Origin of the sequence: Mesorhizobium sp. B283B1A, from assembly GCF_020165735.1 — a bacterium.
Taxonomy (GTDB): Bacteria; Pseudomonadota; Alphaproteobacteria; order Rhizobiales; family Rhizobiaceae; genus Mesorhizobium; species Mesorhizobium opportunistum.
Genome location: NZ_JAIUIQ010000002.1, coordinates 87,633 through 106,491, shown reverse-complemented (window position 1 = coordinate 106,491; position 18,859 = coordinate 87,633). Strand labels below are relative to the sequence as shown.

The 18,859-nt window shown below is 64.5% G+C and carries 21 protein-coding genes; 9 read left to right on the top strand and 12 right to left on the bottom strand.

What is annotated here, in order from left to right:
- Nucleotides 1–45 precede the first annotated feature (45 nt).
- Nucleotides 46–960, bottom strand: coding sequence for an alpha/beta fold hydrolase (locus LB577_RS01890; protein ID WP_224685318.1), 915 nt, complete (start codon nt 958–960; stop codon nt 46–48).
- Between the two features lie 120 nt (nt 961–1,080).
- Here LB577_RS01890 and LB577_RS01885 point away from each other — a divergent pair, with 120 nt between their 5' ends.
- Nucleotides 1,081–1,983: a LysR family transcriptional regulator gene (locus tag LB577_RS01885; protein ID WP_224685317.1), complete on the top strand. Its 903-nt coding sequence runs from the start codon at nt 1,081–1,083 to the stop codon at nt 1,981–1,983.
- 8 nt (nt 1,984–1,991) lie between these two features.
- Here the strand turns inward: LB577_RS01885 and LB577_RS01880 are convergent, their stop codons facing one another.
- The 5 genes from LB577_RS01880 to LB577_RS01860 all read right to left on the bottom strand — a co-directional run bounded on the left by LB577_RS01880 (nt 1,992) and on the right by LB577_RS01860 (nt 5,742).
- Entirely contained in the window at nt 1,992–2,735 is a 744-nt protein-coding gene (locus LB577_RS01880; protein WP_224685316.1) for a 2OG-Fe(II) oxygenase, read from the bottom strand.
- Nucleotides 2,732–3,286, bottom strand: coding sequence for a methylated-DNA--[protein]-cysteine S-methyltransferase (locus LB577_RS01875; protein WP_224685315.1), 555 nt, complete (start codon nt 3,284–3,286; stop codon nt 2,732–2,734). The genes LB577_RS01880 and LB577_RS01875 overlap by 4 nt, the downstream gene beginning before the upstream one ends.
- A gap of 321 nt (nt 3,287–3,607) precedes the next feature.
- Nucleotides 3,608–3,832, bottom strand: coding sequence for a hypothetical protein (locus tag LB577_RS01870; RefSeq protein WP_224685314.1), 225 nt, complete (start codon nt 3,830–3,832; stop codon nt 3,608–3,610).
- Between the two features lie 11 nt (nt 3,833–3,843).
- On the bottom strand, nt 3,844–4,968 hold the full coding sequence (ada, locus tag LB577_RS01865; protein ID WP_224685447.1) for a bifunctional DNA-binding transcriptional regulator/O6-methylguanine-DNA methyltransferase Ada: 1,125 nt from the start codon (nt 4,966–4,968) through the stop codon (nt 3,844–3,846).
- A gap of 81 nt (nt 4,969–5,049) precedes the next feature.
- Nucleotides 5,050–5,742, bottom strand: coding sequence for a winged helix-turn-helix transcriptional regulator (locus LB577_RS01860; protein ID WP_013894454.1), 693 nt, complete (start codon nt 5,740–5,742; stop codon nt 5,050–5,052).
- Nucleotides 5,743–5,941: 199 nt separating this feature from the next.
- On the opposite strand from LB577_RS01860, the gene LB577_RS01855 reads away from it, so the two are divergent.
- The gene (locus tag LB577_RS01855; protein ID WP_013894455.1) at nt 5,942–6,268 is read left to right on the top strand and encodes a DUF1330 domain-containing protein; all 327 of its coding nucleotides are present in this window, start codon (nt 5,942–5,944) and stop codon (nt 6,266–6,268) included.
- A 151-nt stretch (nt 6,269–6,419) separates the two neighbouring features.
- Nucleotides 6,420–6,920, top strand: coding sequence for a hypothetical protein (locus tag LB577_RS01850; protein ID WP_411969178.1), 501 nt, complete (start codon nt 6,420–6,422; stop codon nt 6,918–6,920).
- 76 nt (nt 6,921–6,996) lie between these two features.
- Here the strand turns inward: LB577_RS01850 and LB577_RS01845 are convergent, their stop codons facing one another.
- Entirely contained in the window at nt 6,997–7,446 is a 450-nt protein-coding gene (locus LB577_RS01845) for an ester cyclase (RefSeq protein WP_224685312.1), read from the bottom strand.
- Nucleotides 7,447–7,674: 228 nt separating this feature from the next.
- On the opposite strand from LB577_RS01845, the gene LB577_RS01840 reads away from it, so the two are divergent.
- Nucleotides 7,675–9,768, top strand: a complete 2,094-nt coding sequence (locus LB577_RS01840; RefSeq protein ID WP_224685311.1) for an EAL domain-containing protein — start codon at nt 7,675–7,677, stop codon at nt 9,766–9,768.
- A 131-nt stretch (nt 9,769–9,899) separates the two neighbouring features.
- On the opposite strand, the gene LB577_RS01835 is transcribed toward LB577_RS01840, so the two are convergent.
- Nucleotides 9,900–10,094: a hypothetical protein gene (locus LB577_RS01835; protein ID WP_181176884.1), complete on the bottom strand. Its 195-nt coding sequence runs from the start codon at nt 10,092–10,094 to the stop codon at nt 9,900–9,902.
- Nucleotides 10,095–10,231: 137 nt separating this feature from the next.
- Between LB577_RS01835 and LB577_RS33235 the strand changes: the two genes are divergently transcribed.
- On the top strand, nt 10,232–10,546 hold the full coding sequence (locus LB577_RS33235) for a 3-keto-5-aminohexanoate cleavage protein (RefSeq protein ID WP_224685310.1): 315 nt from the start codon (nt 10,232–10,234) through the stop codon (nt 10,544–10,546).
- A 2-nt stretch (nt 10,547–10,548) separates the two neighbouring features.
- Here the strand turns inward: LB577_RS33235 and LB577_RS01825 are convergent, their stop codons facing one another.
- The 3 genes from LB577_RS01825 to LB577_RS01815 all read right to left on the bottom strand — a co-directional run bounded on the left by LB577_RS01825 (nt 10,549) and on the right by LB577_RS01815 (nt 14,624).
- On the bottom strand, nt 10,549–11,646 hold the full coding sequence (locus LB577_RS01825; RefSeq protein WP_224685309.1) for a serine hydrolase domain-containing protein: 1,098 nt from the start codon (nt 11,644–11,646) through the stop codon (nt 10,549–10,551).
- 185 nt (nt 11,647–11,831) lie between these two features.
- Nucleotides 11,832–13,448 (bottom strand): ABC transporter substrate-binding protein, encoded by a 1,617-nt coding sequence (locus LB577_RS01820; RefSeq protein WP_224685308.1) that lies wholly within the window; start codon nt 13,446–13,448, stop codon nt 11,832–11,834.
- A 57-nt stretch (nt 13,449–13,505) separates the two neighbouring features.
- Nucleotides 13,506–14,624, bottom strand: a complete 1,119-nt coding sequence (locus LB577_RS01815; protein WP_224685307.1) for an NAD(P)/FAD-dependent oxidoreductase — start codon at nt 14,622–14,624, stop codon at nt 13,506–13,508.
- A 136-nt stretch (nt 14,625–14,760) separates the two neighbouring features.
- Between LB577_RS01815 and LB577_RS01810 the strand changes: the two genes are divergently transcribed.
- From LB577_RS01810 to add, 3 genes are all read left to right on the top strand, one after another.
- Nucleotides 14,761–15,378 carry a helix-turn-helix domain-containing protein gene (locus LB577_RS01810; protein ID WP_023768209.1) on the top strand — a complete coding sequence of 206 codons (618 nt, stop codon included), beginning with the start codon at nt 14,761–14,763 and terminating at the stop codon, nt 15,376–15,378.
- A gap of 151 nt (nt 15,379–15,529) precedes the next feature.
- Nucleotides 15,530–16,588: a Gfo/Idh/MocA family protein gene (locus LB577_RS01805; RefSeq protein ID WP_224685306.1), complete on the top strand. Its 1,059-nt coding sequence runs from the start codon at nt 15,530–15,532 to the stop codon at nt 16,586–16,588.
- Nucleotides 16,589–16,711: 123 nt separating this feature from the next.
- A complete protein-coding gene (gene add, locus LB577_RS01800) occupies nt 16,712–17,704 on the top strand; it encodes an adenosine deaminase (RefSeq protein WP_224685305.1) in 993 nt (330 codons plus the stop codon).
- A gap of 33 nt (nt 17,705–17,737) precedes the next feature.
- Here add and LB577_RS01795 read toward each other — a convergent pair whose 3' ends face one another.
- Nucleotides 17,738–18,217 carry an Lrp/AsnC family transcriptional regulator gene (locus tag LB577_RS01795; RefSeq protein WP_224685304.1) on the bottom strand — a complete coding sequence of 160 codons (480 nt, stop codon included), beginning with the start codon at nt 18,215–18,217 and terminating at the stop codon, nt 17,738–17,740.
- Between the two features lie 108 nt (nt 18,218–18,325).
- Here LB577_RS01795 and LB577_RS01790 point away from each other — a divergent pair, with 108 nt between their 5' ends.
- Nucleotides 18,326–18,859 (top strand): RBBP9/YdeN family alpha/beta hydrolase, encoded by a 534-nt coding sequence (locus LB577_RS01790; protein WP_224685303.1) that lies wholly within the window; start codon nt 18,326–18,328, stop codon nt 18,857–18,859.

The following is an 18,859-nucleotide window of genomic DNA, read 5'->3' as shown; positions in this document are numbered from 1 at the left end:
TGCGATCTGTTTCAGCAAGCCCGAAGTGGTCGCGCCGGGCGGTCGTTATCTGGAGAGGAAATCGGTGATGAGCTTGACCGTGGCGTCCGGGTTTTCCTCCATGATCCAGTGGCCGGATGTGGGCAAGACGGCTCCCGTTACATCAGCCGCGACAAACCGCAGGACGTCTGCCTGTGTCGTGCCGGCCGATTTCTCCGCGCCGACTGCCAGCACCGGCATGGGCAATTTGCCGGTGGTGGAAAGCATTGCCTGGTTGTCGATGGCATCTTGGTCGAATGCCTTGAACTGTTCGAAGGCGTCATGCATGGCATGCGGCCGTGCATAGAGTTTTGCATAATGGACGCGCGTTGCCTCGTCGATGTTCTTCGGGTCGGCCGAAAGTTCGTTGTAGAAGCGGTCGAGGTAGATGCGCTCGCGGCCAGCGACCAGACGCTCCATGTCGGGGCCCCGGAAGTTGAAGTGCCAGAGCAACGGGCTTTGCTTGATCTTGTCCCAGTCACCTATGCCCGGCAGCGGTGCGTCGATGACAACCCATTTCGTGATGCGCTTCGGATACTGCGCGGCCAGCGCATAGCCGACCATGTTGCCGATATCGTGTGTCACCAGGTCGGCCTTGTCGATCTTCAGCGCATCCATCACACCGGCGATGTCGACCGCCTGGTTCTTCTTGGTATAGCCACTGTCCGGATGCGCCGAGAGGCCCATGCCGCGCAAGTCCGGCACAATCACCGTGTGATCTTTCATCAGCTTCATCGCGGCTGGCGCCCACATGTCGCCGGTATCGCCGAAGCCGTGCAGCAGCACGACCGCGGGCCCTTGCCCGCCGACGCGCACATAAAGCCTGCTGCCGTTGGTCTCGATCGTCTGCGTCTTGAAGCCGGTCGGGAACGGGATCACGCGCGCCGACGCCGGAGCGGCGAATGACAGCAGGCCTAGTACGATAACCAAAGGACGAAACATGAAGCATTACCCCGAGTATTATTCTGTCGCCACGATATCGTGGTCCTTTCAACTATTGCACTATATCGTTGATTTCGTTAGGTGTCGGTCGCCTGATTGTGAATTCGGGAAAACCGAACAATGCTGAAGCTTGAATCCGTCGCCGCGTTTGTAGCTGTCGCGGATTCCGGTTCGATCAGCGAGGCGGCCAGGCGCATGAGCCTGTCCAAGTCCGTCATCAGCGAGCGGCTGTCGGAGCTTGAGCGCAGCCTCGGTACAAGGCTGCTGGACCGTACCACCCGCAAACTCTCGATCACCGAAGCGGGGCGAGTTTTTTACGAGCGCGCCAAGCGCATCATGCAGGAGGTGGCCGAGGCCAGCGCCGAAATCGCCGAACAGCGCGGCGAACTCGCTGGACCGCTCAGGATATCGGCGCCGACCAGCTTCGGTATCCTCCATCTCGGCCCGGCGTTATATGGCTTTTTGGCCAAGCACCCGCGGATCGAACTGACGCTCGATCTCGACGATCGTTTCATCAGCATGGTGGCCAATGGCTACGATGCCGTCGTGCGTCACGGGCCGGTCGTCGATGACGGAGCTGTCATTGTCAAGAAGCTGGCTTCGAGCCGCCGTTTCCTGGTGGCCTCGCCGGGTTATATTGAGAGATTCGGATGGCCCGCGACCACCGACGACCTCAAACGCCACAAGGGCATCATCTATTCCATCAGGGGCGCCGCCGACTGGCGGTTCAAGATTTCGCGTCGGCTGGTGACGATCCGCTCTGAAACCTCGCTGCGCGTCAACAACGGGATTTTGATGCGCGACGCCGCGCTTGCCGGCCTCGGCCTGGCGTTGCTTCCCGCCTACTTCATCCGAACCGAGATCGCCGACAAGCGATTGACGGTCGTCGATGTCGGTGTCGAACCTGAAGGAGCTACCATCTATATCGCCTATCCCGAGGATAGGCGGGGATCCGCCAAGCTGCGCGCGCTCACCGCATGGCTACGCGAAGCCTTTGGCGATCCGCCCTATTGGGAGGCATGAGCCGGCGCTCACTTCGCATCATGAAAGATGATGCCGACGGTGTGGCGCATGCCTGAGCGCAAGCGGCTGACGCCGTGGCGCAGGTTGACGCGGTAATTGCCTTTCGTGCCCTGCACCGGCCGATTGTGGACGGCGAAGACAACGGCGTCGCCCTGGCGCAGCGGCACCACCTCGACCCGGCTCTGCATACGCGGCCGCTGCTCGGTCAACGCGAATTCACCGCCGGTGAAATCCTTGCCGGGTTCGGAAAGCAGGATCGCCACCTGCAGCGGGAAGGCGAGGTCGCCGTAGAGATCCTGGTGCAGGCAGTTGAAGTCGCCGGGCACATATTGCAGCAACAGCGGCGTCGGCCGCGTCTGGCCGGCGTCATGGCACTGGTCGAGAAACTCGGCATGCGTCGCGGGATAGCGCATCGCCCGTCCCATGCGCTCGTTCCAGCGGTTGGCGACCTCGGCCAGCCGGGGATAGAGGGCGCTGCGCATTCCGCCGATGAGATCGGGTAACGGATAGCGGAAATAGCGGTATTCGCCCTTGCCGAAACCGTGCCTGGCCATGTGGATGTGGCTGCGGAAATGCTGCTCCTGGGGATAGAGGCCGGCGATCTGCCGGCACTCCTCGCGAGAGAGCAGCTTTTCGAGCACCGCGCAGCCGAAGCCGTCGAGTTCGGCGGTCAATGCCGGCCAGTCGTAGGATCCGACGCGTGTCTCTGCGGCTTCCACCGCGGATGCGGCAACCCTGGCGTGGGCGTTCATATCTGTGCCTCCCTGTCGAGCAAGGCGCGCTTGCGCTCGATGCCCCAGCGGTAGCCCGACAACGTGCCGTCGGCGCGGACAACGCGGTGGCAGGGAATGCCGAGCGCGATGGCGTTGGCCGCACAGGCCGTCGCCACGGCGCGGGCGCCGTTGGACTGGCCAAGGCGTTGGGCAAGCGCGGTGTAGGTGATGGTGGCGCCGCGGGGGATGGTGCGCAGCACGCCCCAAACACGCTGCTGGAACGGCGTGCCATGGCTGACGTCGAGCGGCAGGTCGAGGTCGACGGAGGGCGTTTCGACGAAGCGCGCTATCGCGGCGAGGTCGTCGCTCAGAGCGGGTTCGTCTTCAATCAGAATCCTGCCGGGGAAGCGGCTGGCGAGATCTTGCTCCAGTGTTTTGGCATTGGAGCCGATCAGGATGGCGCAGACGCCGATCCGGCTGCGCGCTGCCAGGATGTTGCCGATCGCGGATTGGCCGATGGCGTAGGTGATGGTGTCGAGGGCTGCGGCTGCGTTGGAGGCTGTCGGCACATGGGTTTCTATGAGGTTCATTGCTTCACTCCTTCTGTGTGCCTGAACCCTAGCCGTGGGGTGCTCGGCTCTCACTCCGGTGCTTGCTTTCAAATTCAAATTTCGGGATTTGACGATTTGCGGCGAAGGTAGGCACTCTACGGCGCCCCCCTCTGTCCTGCCGGACATCTCCTCCACTTGTGGGGAGATTGGCTGTTATCGCGGCCTTCGCTAATCTCCGATGTTGCAGGAACGAGTGGGGCGACGAAGCCGCTAATCTCCCTCCTTGTGGGGGAGATGTCCGGCAGGACAGAGGGGGGCGCCGTAGAGTGCTGGACTTGGACCACACTGCCCCAAACATGCTCACCCAACACGGGTGACGGCGACCTCACCCAGCACGAACACTTCGCCTGACACCAGCCGCAGCTCGATCTCGCCGCTCTCGCCGCGACTCCACTCAGCTTTACCTTCATCGACCAGTTCGCCAATGGCGGCCAACACCTGTGATTTCGCATCCTCCTGCTGCGCAATGCTGCCTGATGGCGGGACGTTCGCGCCGGAGGTGGAAGACCTTGCCATTGCGCGCATGCTGGTGCCCGTCAGCTTCGTGCAGATCGAAAGGCGCTGTCGGGAGCATTCGACACGCCCGCCTCTCGGTCGAGCAACGCGCGCTTGCGCTCCGCGCCCCAGGCGTAGCCGGAAAGCGAGCCGTCCTTGCGGATGACGCGGTGGCAGGGGATGGCCACCGCGAGCGCGTTGGCCGCGCAGGCGGCGGCGACGGCGCGCGTGGCGTTCGGCGTACCGATGCGCCGCGCCATCTCGGCATAGGACACCGTCTTGCCGACAGGGATCTCCTGCAATGCCTGCCAGACGCGCTGCTGGAACGCCGTGCCGCGCACGTCGAGCGGCAGGTCGAGGCCGAGCGCCGGCGCCTCGACGAAACCGACGACGCGGGCGACCAGCGCCTCGTAGTCGCGGTCGCCGCCGATCAGCCGCGCCTTGGGAAAACGGTCCTGCAGGTCGCGCACCAGCGCGTCGGGATCGTCGCCGAGCAGGATCGAGGCGACGCCCTTCTGGCTCGACGCGACCAGAATGCTGCCGAGCGAGGTCTCGCCGACGGCGAAGCGGATGTCCTCGTTGGCGCCGCCGGCACGGTAGCGGGTCGGCGTCATGCCGAGTATGCCGGTCGATTTTTCGTAGAAACGCCCGCTCGAATTGAAGCCGGCGTCATAGATCGCGGCCGTCACGCTGGCGCCGTCTTCGAGGCCCTGCCGAACCCGAGCGGCACGGTGTGCGGCGGCGTAGTCCTTCGGCGTCAAGCCGGTGATGGCCTTGAAGACACGATGGAAATAGCCGGCGCTGCGGCCGGCGGCACCCGCCAGTTCGGCCAGCGAGGGCTCCTCCTCGCTTTGCTCGATCCTGCGGCAGGCACCGGCGACCATCGTGGCGTTGCCGGCTTCAAGCGAGGGACCATCCGGATTGCAGCGACGGCAGGGGCGAAAGCCGGTCGCCCTGGCCTGATCCAGCGTGTCGTGCAACTGCACGTTCTTCGGGTTGGCCCGCCGCGACGGGCAGGAGGGGCGGCAGTAGACGCCGGTCGTCGCCACCGAATACCAGAATTCGCCGTCCGCCGATTTGTCGCGCGCCACGATGCGCGTCCAGCGCGGATCATTGGCGACCGGCAGCGGGACGGGTTTCAGATCTTTGGCCAGGGTGATGAACATGGCCGCATTGAAGCCGCCAAACGCGGGCCTTGCCACCCGTTTCCTGACAAAGTGCCGCTGGTCGCCCTCAAGCCCTCGCTGCTAAGCTGCGCGCTTAGGTTCCACCGCGAACGGGCTGAGACCGAGCCAGGTCTGCATCTTCCTGCCGATAGCCTGATCGCCGGTCAGGGCGACCTTGGCGCCGGCCTTCTCGACGGTGAGCAGACCCATCCAGATCGCCGTCATCGTATGCAGGTCGGTCGAGACGTAGAGGTCGACCTCAAAGCCCGGATCGTACCAGCACAGGTCGACCTCGCCGTGCTTCTCGACGATCAGCCACCACGAGCGTTTGGAGACCGGGAGTTCCTGGTACAGGAATTGTATCACGGTGCGACCATCGGGCAGCGGCGAGGGGTTCAGATTGCGCCGCATGTCCCACATCAACAGCGACGGATCAAGGTTCTTGAGCGACAGCCGGGACTCGACCCATTTCTGCCCCCAGAACCCCATAGCCTCGACGACGGGGCGCAGATCCCGGCCTGCCTCGGTCAGTTGATAGTCGAAAATCCCCTTCTCGCCCTGGACCGCCTTGCGCTCGACGATGCCGGCCAGTTCGAGCTCCTTAAGCCGTTGCGACAAAAGGGTCGGCGACATTTTGGGGACGCCGCGGCGCAGGTCGTTGAAGCGGGTCGAACCGGCCACCAGCTCGCGCATCAGCACCATCGTCCAGCGGGTGCACAGCACCTCGGCGGCCATCGATAGCGGGCAGAACTGCTTGTATCCGTGCTGGGCCATGATCGGTGCCTCTCCCTCGAAGTTGGGCCGAACATTAGCCCTTCGTACTCGAACATTAGCCCTTCATGATTGAAGCGGCGAGTACAGAAACTGTACCGGCCCGGTACAGTTCGCGGACTGGTTGGCAAAGGCCTTGCCATGCGAGCCCTTTGGCCGGTTGCACGGGATATCCCTGTGCGCCGCAACCAAGGATACGACCATGACTGCTTACCTTATCGCGGACATCAAGATGAAGGACCCGAAATGGGTGCCGGACTACGCCGCCTCGGTGCACGACCTCGTCCACAAGCATGGCGGCAAATATCTGTCGCGCAGCGGCAATGTGAAGACGCTCGAGGGCAAGCCGCTCGACACCACGCTGATCGCGCTGATGGCATTCCCGTCGGAAGCCGCGGCGCGCGCCTTCACCAACGATCCGGCCTACGCGCCTTTCGTCTCGGCGCGTCAGGGCGGCAGCGACAGCCGTTTCCAGCTCATCGACGACACCGATCTGGCCGGAACGATACCGTATCTGCCGAAGGGATGATCCTTCCACGATACATCGAATTCGGGATCGCCAAGCAACAACAGCCACGGCGCTTGCCTGCCGGGCCTCCGTATTTCCGGCGGCCGGCGAGCTGTGCTTTTTCAAGAAGAATGGAATGGATATGAAGTCAAATCTTCGAAACAGGCTCGTCATGGCGGGGGCCATGCTTGCCGTCGGTGCCACCCTCGCACAGGCGCATCAGGAGGCGTCCGACGCCGCGTCCGGTCCCAATCCGCTGGCCGACAAGGTGCGGGCCGCGAACAGCCGCTTTTTCGACGTCAAGGCAGCGACAGCCGAGGGCTATGCGCCAATTCCCTGCGCCAGCGGCATCACCGGTGGCGCCATGGGCATCCACTACGTCAACGGCCAGTATCTGAAGGACGACAAGATCGACATCGCCCGTCCCGAAGCGGTGATGTACGAGCCGATGGCCGACGGCACGCTGAAGCTGGTGGCGGTCGAATACATCACCTCGAAGGGGCCGGCATCCCTGGACGGCCAACTGTTCAACTTCAACAGCGCGCCGAACCGCTACGGCCTGGGTGAGTTCTACGAGTTGCATGTCTGGGCCTGGAAGGGCAACCCGACCGGCACCTTCGCGGACATGAACCCGAAAGTGTCGTGCGAGCATGCGATGGCGCCGAGCCAGTAAGCAACGGGGCCAGTAGTCGACGAGCCAGGCGGCATTGACGCCGCCTGGCCCGAGACGATGGTTCCCGTGTGCTGCCTCAAGCGGCTCTCATCAGGCCGAGTTGCGTGAGGGCGGTAACGCCGTCGTCGAGACCGATCTCCTCGACGATCCTGCCGTCGATCACCTTGAGCACCGTAGTGCCGGTGAAGCGCATCGTGCGGCCGGTGGCGGCGGGCAGCGAGCCGGCCAGGAAATCGCCGAAGGCCGGGCCGGTATGCGTGCCGCCACCCTCCCACTGGCCGACGACATAGTCGCCCTCGGCAATGAGGTCGGCGGTGGCCCAGAAGTTGAGATCCGGGAAGGCGGCTCGGAAATCGGTCATGAAGACCTTGATGTCGTCATGGCCGCGGCGCGGCTCATGCAGCGAATATTGCAGCAGCATGCCGGGCGCCGCGATCTCGTCGACGACCGACAGGTCGCAGGTCTCACCCCAGAAATCGGTGAACCATCTGACGACGACGGCCTTGTTGTCTTCTTGCTTGGTCATTGGAGGATCCTCTTGTCCTTGCCTTTGGGCTCACCGGATGGGCCGGTGGCCTGGGACAAGCAGTAGGACGAACCGGGGGCAGTAAAACTCCGGTTCTTGCCCGCCAATCGAAAGGCGCGTTCACAAACGAACGACTGCCAGGCTGAGCGGCTTCCCTTCGGCAGAAGTAACGCTTTCTTCTCTGGTTCTGTCGCAGATTGCCCGCGGGTGGGGCAGGCGAAACAGACGATGGCGCGTCAGGACAAGAAAAGTCGCGATGGAACGTTCTGGGCGAAAGCGCTGGAACGCGCCCAGCTTGGCGTCTGGGACTGGGATATTCGGACCGGCGACTGCTTCTATTCGGCGACCTGGGCGCATATGCTGGGCTATAGCGAGGATGAGCTCGCCGCCACCAGCGACCTGTGGCTGCAACTCACCCATCCCGACGACCGCAAGCATGCGCTGGCCAGCGGCGACCGCCATATTGCGGGGTTGACCGATGCCATCGAGACCGAACTCAGGCTCAAGCACAAGCTGGGCCATTGGGTGTGGGTGCTGGATCGCGGCGGCATCGTCGAGCGCGACACGTCCGGAAGGCCCACCAGGCTGATGGGTGTGCAAACCGACATTTCCAAGCAGAAGGCCGCCGAGGCCGAGCTTGAACAGGTCAATGTGCGCTTCCGCCTGGCGCTCGCCGCCAGCGGCACCGGCATCTGGCACTACGACATTGCCACCAACAAGAGCTATTGGGATGCTCGCACCAGGGACATATTCGGCTTGGTCGCCGGCACCGACGAGGTGACAGCAGACCTCTGGCACAGCTATCTGCACCCCGACGACAAGGAAGCCACCGAGCGGGCGCATCTGCCGCCACCCGGCTCTGACGGCGTCACCGCCTCGCAATACCGCATCATCAGGCGTGACGGCGAGATCCGCCATGTCGAGTCGCTGGTGCGCTTCGTCGCCGCCGCGGGTGCTGCCGGCCAGATCCTCGGTACGGTGCGCGACATCACCGAGGAAAAGCTGCGCGAGCAGGAGCTTGCCTACGCGGCCCGCCACGACGCGCTGACCGGCCTGTGCAACCGCGCCGCCTTCGACAGGCTGCTCGCCGACCACATCGCCGCGGGTGTGCCGCTGGCGGTGTTCTATGTCGATCTCGACTACTTCAAGGCGCTCAACGACTTTGCCGGCCACGCCGCCGGCGACCTAGCGCTGAAGAGCGTTTCCGCCGGCATCCGTGGCTGCCTGCCGCAGGCGGCGCACGCGGCGCGGCTGGGTGGTGACGAATTCGCGCTGCTGGTGCCGCATTGCGATGCCTCGCAGGCCGAGCGGATCGCCACTGCCGTGCTCGGCGCGGTGCGCGAGGCCGACCTCGGCACGACCGCGTTGTCACGCAAACTGGCGGCCTCGATCGGCATCGCCTTCATCGACGACGCCAGCACCACGGTCGCCGATGCGCTGGCTTGCGCCGACGACGCCTGCTACGCGGCCAAGGCTGCCGGGCGCAATCGTTTCGCGGTGTTCTCCACGATGGTCGAATCGGGGTCTGGCGGGCTCAATGCCGCGCGCGTCGCCGCCGATACGGTCGACGCCATGGAAGACGGACGGCTGAAACTGTTCGGCCAGGAAATCCACCTGCTCGGCAAGCCCTGGCAGGAAAGCCGTCATGTCGAAGTGCTGGCCAGGCTCGCCGGGCGCAATGGCCGGCTGGTGCCGCCGGGCGAATTCATTCCGGTGGCCGAGCGGTTCGGCATCGCTTCAAGGCTCGACCGCTGGATCATCCGCACCGCGCTGTCGCGGTACGGCGCCGCCTTGCGTTCGGGCGCGCTGACGCTCGGCTTCAACCTGTCGGCACAGACGCTGAGCGATCCGCAACTGTGGGCGTTCGTCGACAGTGTCATAGACGAGACCGGAGTGCCGCATTCGGGCATCGGCTTCGAGATCACCGAGACCGCAGCCGTCACCAATTTCGACGCCGCCGAACAGTTCGTGCGCAAGGCGCGCGAGCGGCGCTGCCGGGTCAGCCTCGACGATTTCGGCGCCGGCATGAGTTCATTCGAATATCTCAGGCGTTTCCCCGTCGACACGATCAAGATCGACGGTTCCTTCATCGAACACATCACGGAAAGCCGCTTCGACCGCGAGATCGTACTGGCCATCACCAGCATTGCCCGCAGCCTCGGCTGCGACGTGGTGGGCGAGAAAATCGAGCGCCAGGACACGCTGGCCATGCTCGGCGACATGGGCGTCGCCTTCGGCCAGGGCTTCCTGCTGCACCGGCCGGAGCCGCTTGAGCAGATCGTCGCACGTGCGAGCGACGTGGCGACCCGCAAGGCATCGTGAACCGGGGGTATCGAGTTTCAGGTGAGGATGACCTTACCTGAAACTCGACACTACGTTTTGACGCAATCCCAAGGGAAGGTGCTAGGCGCTTTTCCCGGGACAACCGTTTCACATTTTTCCTGGATTGCTCTCTAACGGTTTTGCCGCGCCGTCGATCGCGGAAATTCCACTACCCCAATTTCGGGTCGCCTGTGTTGTGCTTCCGCCACCGTTTCGATCAACAGATCGAGGGCGTCACACGCCGCACGGCTCGTCTCGTCATTGCCACGCAGATAGTGATAGGCACGTTCGAGGTGGACGCGGGCGGCTGAAAAATCGCTGGTCAATGGTCCCTCCATGATCCCGCCCTAATTTATCTTGGCCGGCCTGGCGGAACGCGAGGTAAATATCCACAGGCGCTTTTTATTCAAATGCCGTCGGTATCGAGGCCGGGCTTGCCACGACGGAAGATGCCGAGCGCCTCGTGACGTTTGCCGATCGCGACCGGGTGCTGCGCATCCTGACCGAGATCGACATCCAGGACCTGAATGCAGCACTCGACGAAGCGCATGGCATCGCCGCCGTGCTAGAATGCGCCGAGGTACGGCGACCGATCCTGCTGCATGGCGTCGACGCCACGGTCTGGCCGTTCGTGGAGCTTGCGCATCGGAAGCGCTGGTCGACGCGGGTCGGGCTGGAGGATGACAGGACGCTCGCCGATGGCAGGACGGCAAAAGACAATGCGGAGATTGTCGCGGCGGCCGTCGCTGTCTTCCGGCCGGCGCCCTTGAGTGGATAAAGTCAGTCTCCCAGGATAATCCGGATCGCCTGGTCGACAACCGGATGCAAGCCGCTGGCCTGGAAGGACAGGCGGTTGCCAGAACCGACATTGCTGGTCATGGCGATGGTGAGGTTCGACTGCGGATCGTGCAGCATGACGGCGACATAGCCCGGAATGCTGCCCTGGTGGCCGTAGAAGGCGCGGTCGGCATAGCTGCTCTGGAACATGCCGGCACCGGTCTCGCGCATGCGGGTGCCTGGAAAACTCGCCGGCACGCGGCGTTCGAACATCTCGGCGAAGAAGGGCGGCGACAACAGCTGGCCGGAGAACAGGCCGCGCATGAACGTCACCATGTCGGATGGCGTCGACACCATGTCGCCGCAGCCATAGGCGGCGCCGAACGGGAAGGAATCGGAAGAGTCCTGCAGGTCGTCGGCGTAGGGCAGCACGCCGTCCATGCGCCACATCTCGCCGCCCGAGGCGATGTCGGTGGGCGCATTCGGCGCCGGCGGCGGCCGGTGGTAATAGCCGCGCACCATCGCCTTTTCCGGGAAGGCTTCGGTCGCCGGCGACCAGGTGTTTTCCAGGCCAAGCGGCTCGAGGATCGCGCTCCTGACATAGCCGCCCAGCGACTGGCCGGTGACGGCCTCGATCACCAAGCCGGCCAGCACATAGCCAGTGTTGTTGTAGACGGCGGGACCGCCCGGCGCCTTCTGCTTGTCGGAGGCGAAGGCGATATCGACCAGCTGTCGGGGCGTCCACTGCCGGCTCGGGTCCATCGGGATGTAGTACTCGAATTCCGGCAGGCCGCTGCGGTGGTTGATCAGCTGCCGCACCGAAATGTCTTTGGCGCCTGGCAGATCCGGGAACCAGGCGGAGATCGGCGCACCGAGATCGAGCTTGCCGGTCTCGGCGAGCTTGACCAGGGCGGCGGCAACGAAGGTCTTGGTGCAACTGCCGATCTTGAACAGCTGGTCCGGAGTAACAGGGGTGACGTGCCGCCGGTCGGAGAGGCCGGCGGTGAGGGCGGTTGGTGCGGCGCCTGTCGAATAGGCGAGCGAGGCGCCGACCGCGCCATCGGCGAGATAGGTGTCTAGGAGGGCGGTCAGGTTTGGCATGGATGTCTCGCTTTCTTTTTCCCTTCTCCCCTTGCGGGAGAAGGTGGATCGGCGCGCTAGCGCCGAGACGGATGAGGGGTGTTCCAGCGGAGTGAGACGTTGGCGTTCCCTGGAGCACCCCTCATCCGTCGCCTTCGGCGACACCTTCCCCCCCAAAGGGGGGGAAGGTAAGAAGCGCCCCGCCCTCACTCCGCCATATCGACGGCGGCGAAATTCTGCCGGCCGAAGGGGTCGAGCACGTAGTTGAGCACGCTCTTGCGGATCGGGATCGCCACCATCGAATGGGCGATCGGCGCCACCGGCACTTCGGCCTTCAGGATTGCCTGCGCCTTGCCGTAGATGGCGGCGCGCTCTTTCGGGTCGGCGGCGACGCGGCCTTCGTCGAGCAGCTTCTCGAAATCCTTGTCGCACCAGCGCGAGCGGTTGGAGCCGCCCTTCACACCGTCGCAGGACAAGAGGTAGCTCAGCATGTTGTCAGGATCGCCATTGTCGCTGCTGCCGCCGAGCAGGAAGGCATCCTGCTCGCCCGCGGCGGTGCGCTTGAGATATTCGCCCCATTCGAAGCTGACGATCTCTGTGTGGACGCCGACCTTGGCCCAGTCGGCCTGGATCATCTCGGCCATGCGCTTGGCGTTGGGGTTGTAGGGGCGCGACACCGGCATCGCCCACAGGCTGATCTTGAGGCCGCTTTCGTGGCCGGCCTCCTTCAGCAATTTCTTCGCGCCGGCGGGATCGTAGTCGATGCCGGCATCGGTGACGGCGCCGAGCTGCGCCGGCGGCACGACGCTGCCGGCGACCGTGCCGGCGCCGGCATAGACCGCCTCGACGATCGCCTTGCGGTCGATCGCCTTGGCCAGCGCTGTGCGTACGTGCACATCGCCCAGCGGCTGGTGTTCGACGTTGAAGCCGAGGATCCCGATATTCTGGCCCTTGAGGTCGAGCACCGTGATATCGGGATCGGCGCGCAGGTCGGCGACCGCACTGGGCGGCGGCGGGGCGGCGACCTGGCACTCATTGGCCTTGATGCGCTCGACGCGGGTGGTCGGTTCGGGCGTGATGGCGAAGACCAGCGTGTCGATCTTCGGCGCGCCGCGCCAGTAATCCTTGTTGGCGGCGTAGCGGACCTGGCTGTCGGGCACATAGGCTTGAAGCACGAACGGCCCGGTGCCGACCGGCTGGCTGTCGATCAGCTCAGGCGTGCCGGCGGCCACCATCTTCTCGGTCTGTTCCAGCGACAGGATCGAGAGATAGTCGAGTGCCAACCCGGCCAGGAAGGTGACGTTGGCCGCCGTCAGCGTGAAACGCACCGTGTGGTCGTCGACCTTGTCTATCTTGTCGATCAGCGTGCCCATGCCCAGCGCGTTGAAGTACTCGTAAGCGCCGCCGCCGAGCTTGTGATAGGGATTGTTGGCGTCGCGCTGGCGGTTGAAGGTGTAGAGCACGTCGTCGGCGTCGAAGTCGCGTGTTGCCGCAAAGTGCTCGTTCGACTGGAATTTCACGCCGTGCCTGAGGTGGAAGGTATAGGTCTTGCCATCCGGCGAGACCTCCCAGCTTTCGGCCAGCGCCGGTCCGACCTCGGTCGTGCCCGGCTTGAACTCGACCAGCCGGTTGAAGATCGTCTTGGCGGCGGCGTCCATGGTCGAATCGGCAATGCCGATCGCCGGGTTGAAGGTCTCGGGATTGGCTTCCGAACAATAGACCAGGGTTTTGGCATTGGCCTGGCCGACAAGCATCGATGCGGCCATGACGGACGAGGCCAGAAGGGATCTGGTTAGGACTTCGCGCAGAACGGTGGATTTCATCGCAAACGCTCCTGATGACACTTTACGGGGTGGGCATGGAACTCATGGCGTCGCCGCCTAGGTGAGGAAACGATCTGGCGCCAGCGCCGCGGCGGTGACGCCGAGCGTGGCGACATCTTCGGGCACGGGCTGGCCGCGCATCAGCGCCGAGCTCAGCCTGGCCAAAGTCAGCGACACCTGGAAGCCGTAGCCGCCCTGGCCGCCGAGCCAGAAAAAGCCGGGCAGGCGCGGATCGAAGCCGGCGACCGGCGTGCGGTCCGGCGCGAAGGTGCGCAGGCCCGCCCACGGCGTCGACGGACGGCCGATGCGCATCGACGTCGCCTGCTCGATGCGGTCGACCGCGATGGCGACGTCGATGTCTTCCGGATACGCGTCGCACGGCTCGGAATCGGTTTCGTCGGCGAGCGAGCCGATCAGCCTGCTGGCATCGGGCTTGAAGTAGAATTGTTCGTGCAGGTCGACGACCAGCGGCCAGCCGGCAATATCGGTGGCGGCGGGCGGATCGAACAGGAAGGCGGTGCGCCGTTTCGGCTGGAATCCGAGCCCGGGGAGCCCCGCCATGCCGGCGACGACATCGACCCAGGCGCCGGCGGCGTTGACGACGATGTCGGCCGCATAGGCGCCGGCGCTGGTTTCCACCCGCAAGCCGTCGCCGAGGGTCGAGATGGCGCTGACCTCCTCGCCGGTGCGGATGGTGCCGCCACTGGCCTTCAGCGCCGAGGCGCAGGCTGCCAGCATCTTGCCGGTGTCGACATCCACCGCGTCCGGCTCATAGACGCCGCCGCAGGTGGCGCCGGCGGCAATGACCGGGACCAGCGCATGGAGTTCGGCCGCCGACAGGCGGCGCACGCTGGGCACCAGCGCCTGCAATTCGCCGGCCAGCCTATCGATCGCCGCGTCGTCGCCTTTCCAGCCGACATGCAGCGCGCCGCGCCGATGTGCGACGAAGCCGCCCTCGACGATGGCCTGGCGGCTGGCCAGCGTCAGCGCTCGCACCAGCCGGTTGCCGTATGTCTCGGTGAACAAAGCGGCGGAGCGGCCGCTGGCGTGGTAGCCGAGATGCGGCTCGCGCTCGATGACGGTGACCTCGGCCCAGTCCCGCACGGCGGCCGCCAGCGACAGGCCGGCAATGCCGCCACCGATGACAACGATTTTTTTGGAGGAGTTCGACTGCATCCGTCAGTCGTAAAAATAATTTCATATCCAGTCAATATTTAGCGTATAAGAAAATTGTCGATGTTGTTGATGGAGCCGGGGAGTTCGACTACCTAGGGTGGGCAAGCGGCTCGATGGCCGCGCAACGGAGCTGACAATGTCGGAGCAACCGAACCTCGGTGACTGTCTTCGCGCCCTGAGAAAAACGCATGGCTGGACCCTGCAGGAGGTCAGCACGCTTACCGGCGTCGCGGTGTCGACGCTGTCCAAGGTCGAGAACGACCAGATGTCGCTGAGCTACGACAAGCTCTTACAGATCTGCGAGGGGCTCGGCATCCATGTGACGGAACTGCTCAGCGGCGACCGCAAGCAGCCTTCGGCGCGCACCCGCCGCTCGGTGACATCGCAGTCCAACACACTGCGCCAGCTGACCCGCAACTACGACTACCGCTATCTCGCCACCGATCTGGTGCGCAAACGCATGGTGCCGATCCATGCCTATGCGCGCGCCCGCACGCCGGAGGAGTTCGGCCCGCTGACAAAACATGCCGGCGAGGAATTCCTGATCGTGCTCAAGGGTGAGATCGAACTGCACACCGACCAGTACGCGCCTGTGCGGCTTAAAGAGGGCGAAAGCGTCTACATCGATTCCACCATGGGTCACGCCTATCTGTCGGTGGGCGAGGGCGACGCCGAGGTACTGTGCGTCTGCTCCGGCGAGGAGCCCGACATGGAAGGCACGCTGCTCAGTGTGCTGGAGACGGTGGAGGGGTAGGGGCGGCGCTTCGCCGGCTACGGACAGAACATCTGTGTCGACGGCGGCACTTTCCGCACTATCTGAGGCGCTGGCTGGGACGAGAGAGGGTCGGGAGGAGGGGGGTATCTCCACAGTCGCCGGCAACACCCTTGAGACGACGGGAGAAAAAATGCGGCTTTTGATACTCGGCACCGGCTGGATGGCGCAGGAACATGCAAGGCGCTTCAGCGTCGTCGAGGGTGTCGACATCGTCGGCGCCGCCGATGTCGATCCGGCGCGCGTCGGCGAATTCGCCGACGAGTTCAATATCCCAAACCGGTTCACCTCGCTGGAGGAAGCGCTGCGATGGGGCGCCTTCGACGCGGTCGCCAATGTCACGCCGGACCGCATCCATCATCCGACCACCATGGCGCTGATCGCCGCCGGCAAGCCGGTGCTGTGCGAGAAGCCGCTGGCCGAAAATTTCGGCAAGGCGACCGAGATGGCCGACGCCGCGGAAGCCGCCGGCATCGTCAATATGGTGAACCTCACCTACCGCAATGTCGCGGCACTCCAGAAGGCGCGCCAGATGGTGCAGGCGGGCGAGATCGGTACCGTCCGGCATGTCGAGGCGTCCTATCTGCAAAGCTGGCTGGTGTCGAAATTCTGGGGCGACTGGCGCACCGATCCGAAATGGCTGTGGCGCCTGTCGCGCGGCCACGGCTCGAACGGGGTGCTCGGCGATGTCGGCATCCACATCCTCGATTTCGCCAGCTATGGTGCGGCGCTCGATATCGAGCATGTGTTCTGTCGGCTGCGCGCCTTCGACAAGGCGCCCGGCAACCGGATCGGCGACTATGGGCTCGACGCCAATGACAGCTTCGCCATGACGGTGGACTTCTCCAACGGCGCCTTCGGCGTGGTGCATGCCAGCCGCTGGGCGACCGGCCATCTCAACGAGCTTCGCCTGCGCATCTATGGCGACAGAGGCGGCATCGAGGTGGTGCATAATCTCGACGGCTCGGCGCTGAAGGCCTGCGTCGGCAACAATGTCGAGAACGCCATATGGGAAGAGCTCGACGCCGGCACCGTGCCGACCAACTACCAGCGTTTCGCCGATGCGGTACGGGGCGGCGTGCAGAGCGAACCTTCCTTCCGCCATGCCGCCGAATTGCAGAAGGTGCTGGATCTGGCGGTGGTGTCGGACGAAAAACGGGCGGAGCTGACGGCACGTGCGGATACGCGGTGAGGGCTGGGTGGCGCGATGCGCCACCAATCTCTCGGCCCCAAGGCGCAATTCTTTCAATCATTTCTTGAAATGGAGGCCGGCCATTTCATGGTCTGATGGCGCCGGAGAACATGGGAGGCGTCATTGACCGACTTCATCGGGTTGCCGAAAGCCGAAGTGCACATCCACGTCGAAGGCTGCTTCGAGGCCGACGATGTGATCAGCAATTGCGAGGAAGCCGGCATTCCGCTGCGCGCGCCGCGCGACAGGCTCTTCGAAGCGCATGATTTGAAGAGCTTCCTCGAGATGCTCGACTGGCTGTGCGGGACATTCCGGACACGCGAGCAACTCGCAACCACTGCCTACAAATTCGCGCAGCGCATGAGCCGAAGCGGCGTGCGTTATGCCGACGTCATCTTCAACCCGACGCACTGGCCACATTGGCACAGCAACATCGCCGGGATGATCGACGCGTTCGACGCGGGTTTCGCGGCCGCCGAGCAGGACGGGCACCCGCCGGTCGGGCTTTGCGTCAGCCTGCTCCGCACCCAGTCGGCGGCGGAAGCGATCGAACTGGTGGAACTGCTGAGCACGATCAGGCACAAGCGCGTTGTTGCGTTATCCATCGATGGAAATGAAGCGGCTGCCGGCCGCACCGGACCACGTTTCGCCGAGGCGTTCCGCCGCGCCGGCGCCGCGGGTTTGCGGCGCACCGTTCATGCGGGCGAGTCGAGCGGCCCCGAAGGAGTGCGTGATGCGATCGAACTGCTTGGCGCGGACCGCATCGACCACGGCGTGCGGGCGATCGAAGACCCTGAACTGGTGGAGTTGCTGGCGCGAAGGCAGATTCCGCTAGGCACATGTCCGATCTCCAATGTGGCGCTCGGTGTCTACCCTTCGCTTGCCGGGCATCCGCTCGATGCCCTGCGCAAGGCCGGTGTCCCGGTCTCGATCAACACCGACGACCCGTCGCTGCTCGACACCACGCTCGAAGCATCCTATGGCGCCTGCGCCGAAGCCTTCGCCTGGGACGGCGAGACCGTCCGGCATCTCGCCGCGACATCGGTGCATGCGAGCTACGCCGACCCTGCGCTGAAGGCGCGGATCCTGGCCGATCTGCAAGCCTGGCGGGCTTAAAGCCCGCGCATTGCGCGGCGAAAAAGCCTTGGTCTAACCGGACGACCTCCGGATCAGCTCGCGGCCGATCGGCTTCGGCGTCTCGCTGCGCAGCACCAATGCCGTGGTGACCGCACCGTGGCGCGCCACGGCGTCGACGATGGTTTCAAGGTGGGCGGGCGAGGGCACGACCACTTTCAGGATGAAGCAATCCTCGCCGGTCAGCCGGTGCACCTCGGTGATCTCGGGCATTTCGGCGAACTGCTTCAGGCAGGGCCGGATGTGCTCATGCGTGGTGCGCACGCGGATGATCGCCATCATGCCAAGACCGAGGGCGGCCGGATTTATCACCGCGGTGTAGCCGGCGATGACACCGCGCTCTTCCAGCCGCTTGACCCGCTCAGAGGTGGCCGGCTGCGACAGGCCGACCCGGCGGCCGAGCTCCGATATGGCGATGCGGCCGTTCTGCTGCATGGCCTCGACAATGGCGACGTCGGTCGGGTCGAGCGGCGCGCGCTCATCACTGATCTTCATGCTCACCTTGAATCCATCGGCCGGAGAATGATTTACCCGATGGTTTCCCATTCCCGACGCCGCCGCAAGACGCCATCATGCCCGAACAATCGATTGGAGCAAGGCGACATGACGCATTTCATCATCCTGCCGGGAAGTGGCGGTTCCGGCCCGGAGCACTGGCAATCGCGCTGGGAAAGCGCCAATCACGCCATGCAGCGCTTCCAGCCGTCAAGCTGGGACCTGCCTGATTTCACCGACTGGCTGGCGGCGCTGGAGGCAGCGGTGGTCGCGGCGCCCGGGCCGCCGGTGCTGGTCGCGCACAGCCTGTCCTGCCTGCTGGTCGCGCATTGGCAGAAAATTTCGCTGAGGCTGGTCAAGGCGGCGTTGCTGGTTGGCGTTCCCGACCCGGCGTCGGCGATCTTTCCCGGATATGGCATGGCTTTCGCCAGAATTCCCAAGGGCCGGCTGCGTTTCCCCTCGCTGGTGGTGGCCAGCACCGACGATCCCTATGGCTCGCAGGAATATGCCCAGGCGCGGGCGAAGCAATGGGGCAGCCGCATCGCTGTCATCGGGCCGTTTGGCCACATCAATGCCGACACCGGCCTGGGCGACTGGCCCGAGGGCCTCGAACTGCTCGACAGCCTCATGTCCGAGGCTTGA

Excerpts from the sequence above, each read along its gene's own strand:
- LB577_RS01890 (WP_224685318.1), bottom strand. The coding sequence starts at position 960 with ATGTTTCGTCCTTTGGTTATCGTACTAGGCCTGCTGTCATTCGCCGCT.
- LB577_RS01885 (WP_224685317.1), top strand. The coding sequence starts at position 1,081 with ATGCTGAAGCTTGAATCCGTCGCCGCGTTTGTAGCTGTCGCGGATTCC.
- LB577_RS01880 (WP_224685316.1), bottom strand. The coding sequence starts at position 2,735 with ATGAACGCCCACGCCAGGGTTGCCGCATCCGCGGTGGAAGCCGCAGAG.
- LB577_RS01875 (WP_224685315.1), bottom strand. The coding sequence starts at position 3,286 with ATGAACCTCATAGAAACCCATGTGCCGACAGCCTCCAACGCAGCCGCA.
- LB577_RS01870 (WP_224685314.1), bottom strand. The coding sequence starts at position 3,832 with ATGCGCGCAATGGCAAGGTCTTCCACCTCCGGCGCGAACGTCCCGCCA.
- ada (WP_224685447.1), bottom strand. The coding sequence starts at position 4,968 with ATGTTCATCACCCTGGCCAAAGATCTGAAACCCGTCCCGCTGCCGGTC.
- LB577_RS01860 (WP_013894454.1), bottom strand. The coding sequence starts at position 5,742 with ATGGCCCAGCACGGATACAAGCAGTTCTGCCCGCTATCGATGGCCGCC.
- LB577_RS01855 (WP_013894455.1), top strand. The coding sequence starts at position 5,942 with ATGACTGCTTACCTTATCGCGGACATCAAGATGAAGGACCCGAAATGG.
- LB577_RS01850 (WP_411969178.1), top strand. The coding sequence starts at position 6,420 with ATGGCGGGGGCCATGCTTGCCGTCGGTGCCACCCTCGCACAGGCGCAT.
- LB577_RS01845 (WP_224685312.1), bottom strand. The coding sequence starts at position 7,446 with ATGACCAAGCAAGAAGACAACAAGGCCGTCGTCGTCAGATGGTTCACC.
- LB577_RS01840 (WP_224685311.1), top strand. The coding sequence starts at position 7,675 with ATGGCGCGTCAGGACAAGAAAAGTCGCGATGGAACGTTCTGGGCGAAA.
- LB577_RS01825 (WP_224685309.1), bottom strand. The coding sequence starts at position 11,646 with ATGCCAAACCTGACCGCCCTCCTAGACACCTATCTCGCCGATGGCGCG.
- LB577_RS01820 (WP_224685308.1), bottom strand. The coding sequence starts at position 13,448 with ATGAAATCCACCGTTCTGCGCGAAGTCCTAACCAGATCCCTTCTGGCC.
- LB577_RS01815 (WP_224685307.1), bottom strand. The coding sequence starts at position 14,624 with ATGCAGTCGAACTCCTCCAAAAAAATCGTTGTCATCGGTGGCGGCATT.
- LB577_RS01810 (WP_023768209.1), top strand. The coding sequence starts at position 14,761 with ATGTCGGAGCAACCGAACCTCGGTGACTGTCTTCGCGCCCTGAGAAAA.
- LB577_RS01805 (WP_224685306.1), top strand. The coding sequence starts at position 15,530 with ATGCGGCTTTTGATACTCGGCACCGGCTGGATGGCGCAGGAACATGCA.
- LB577_RS01795 (WP_224685304.1), bottom strand. The coding sequence starts at position 18,217 with ATGAAGATCAGTGATGAGCGCGCGCCGCTCGACCCGACCGACGTCGCC.
- LB577_RS01790 (WP_224685303.1), top strand. The coding sequence starts at position 18,326 with ATGACGCATTTCATCATCCTGCCGGGAAGTGGCGGTTCCGGCCCGGAG.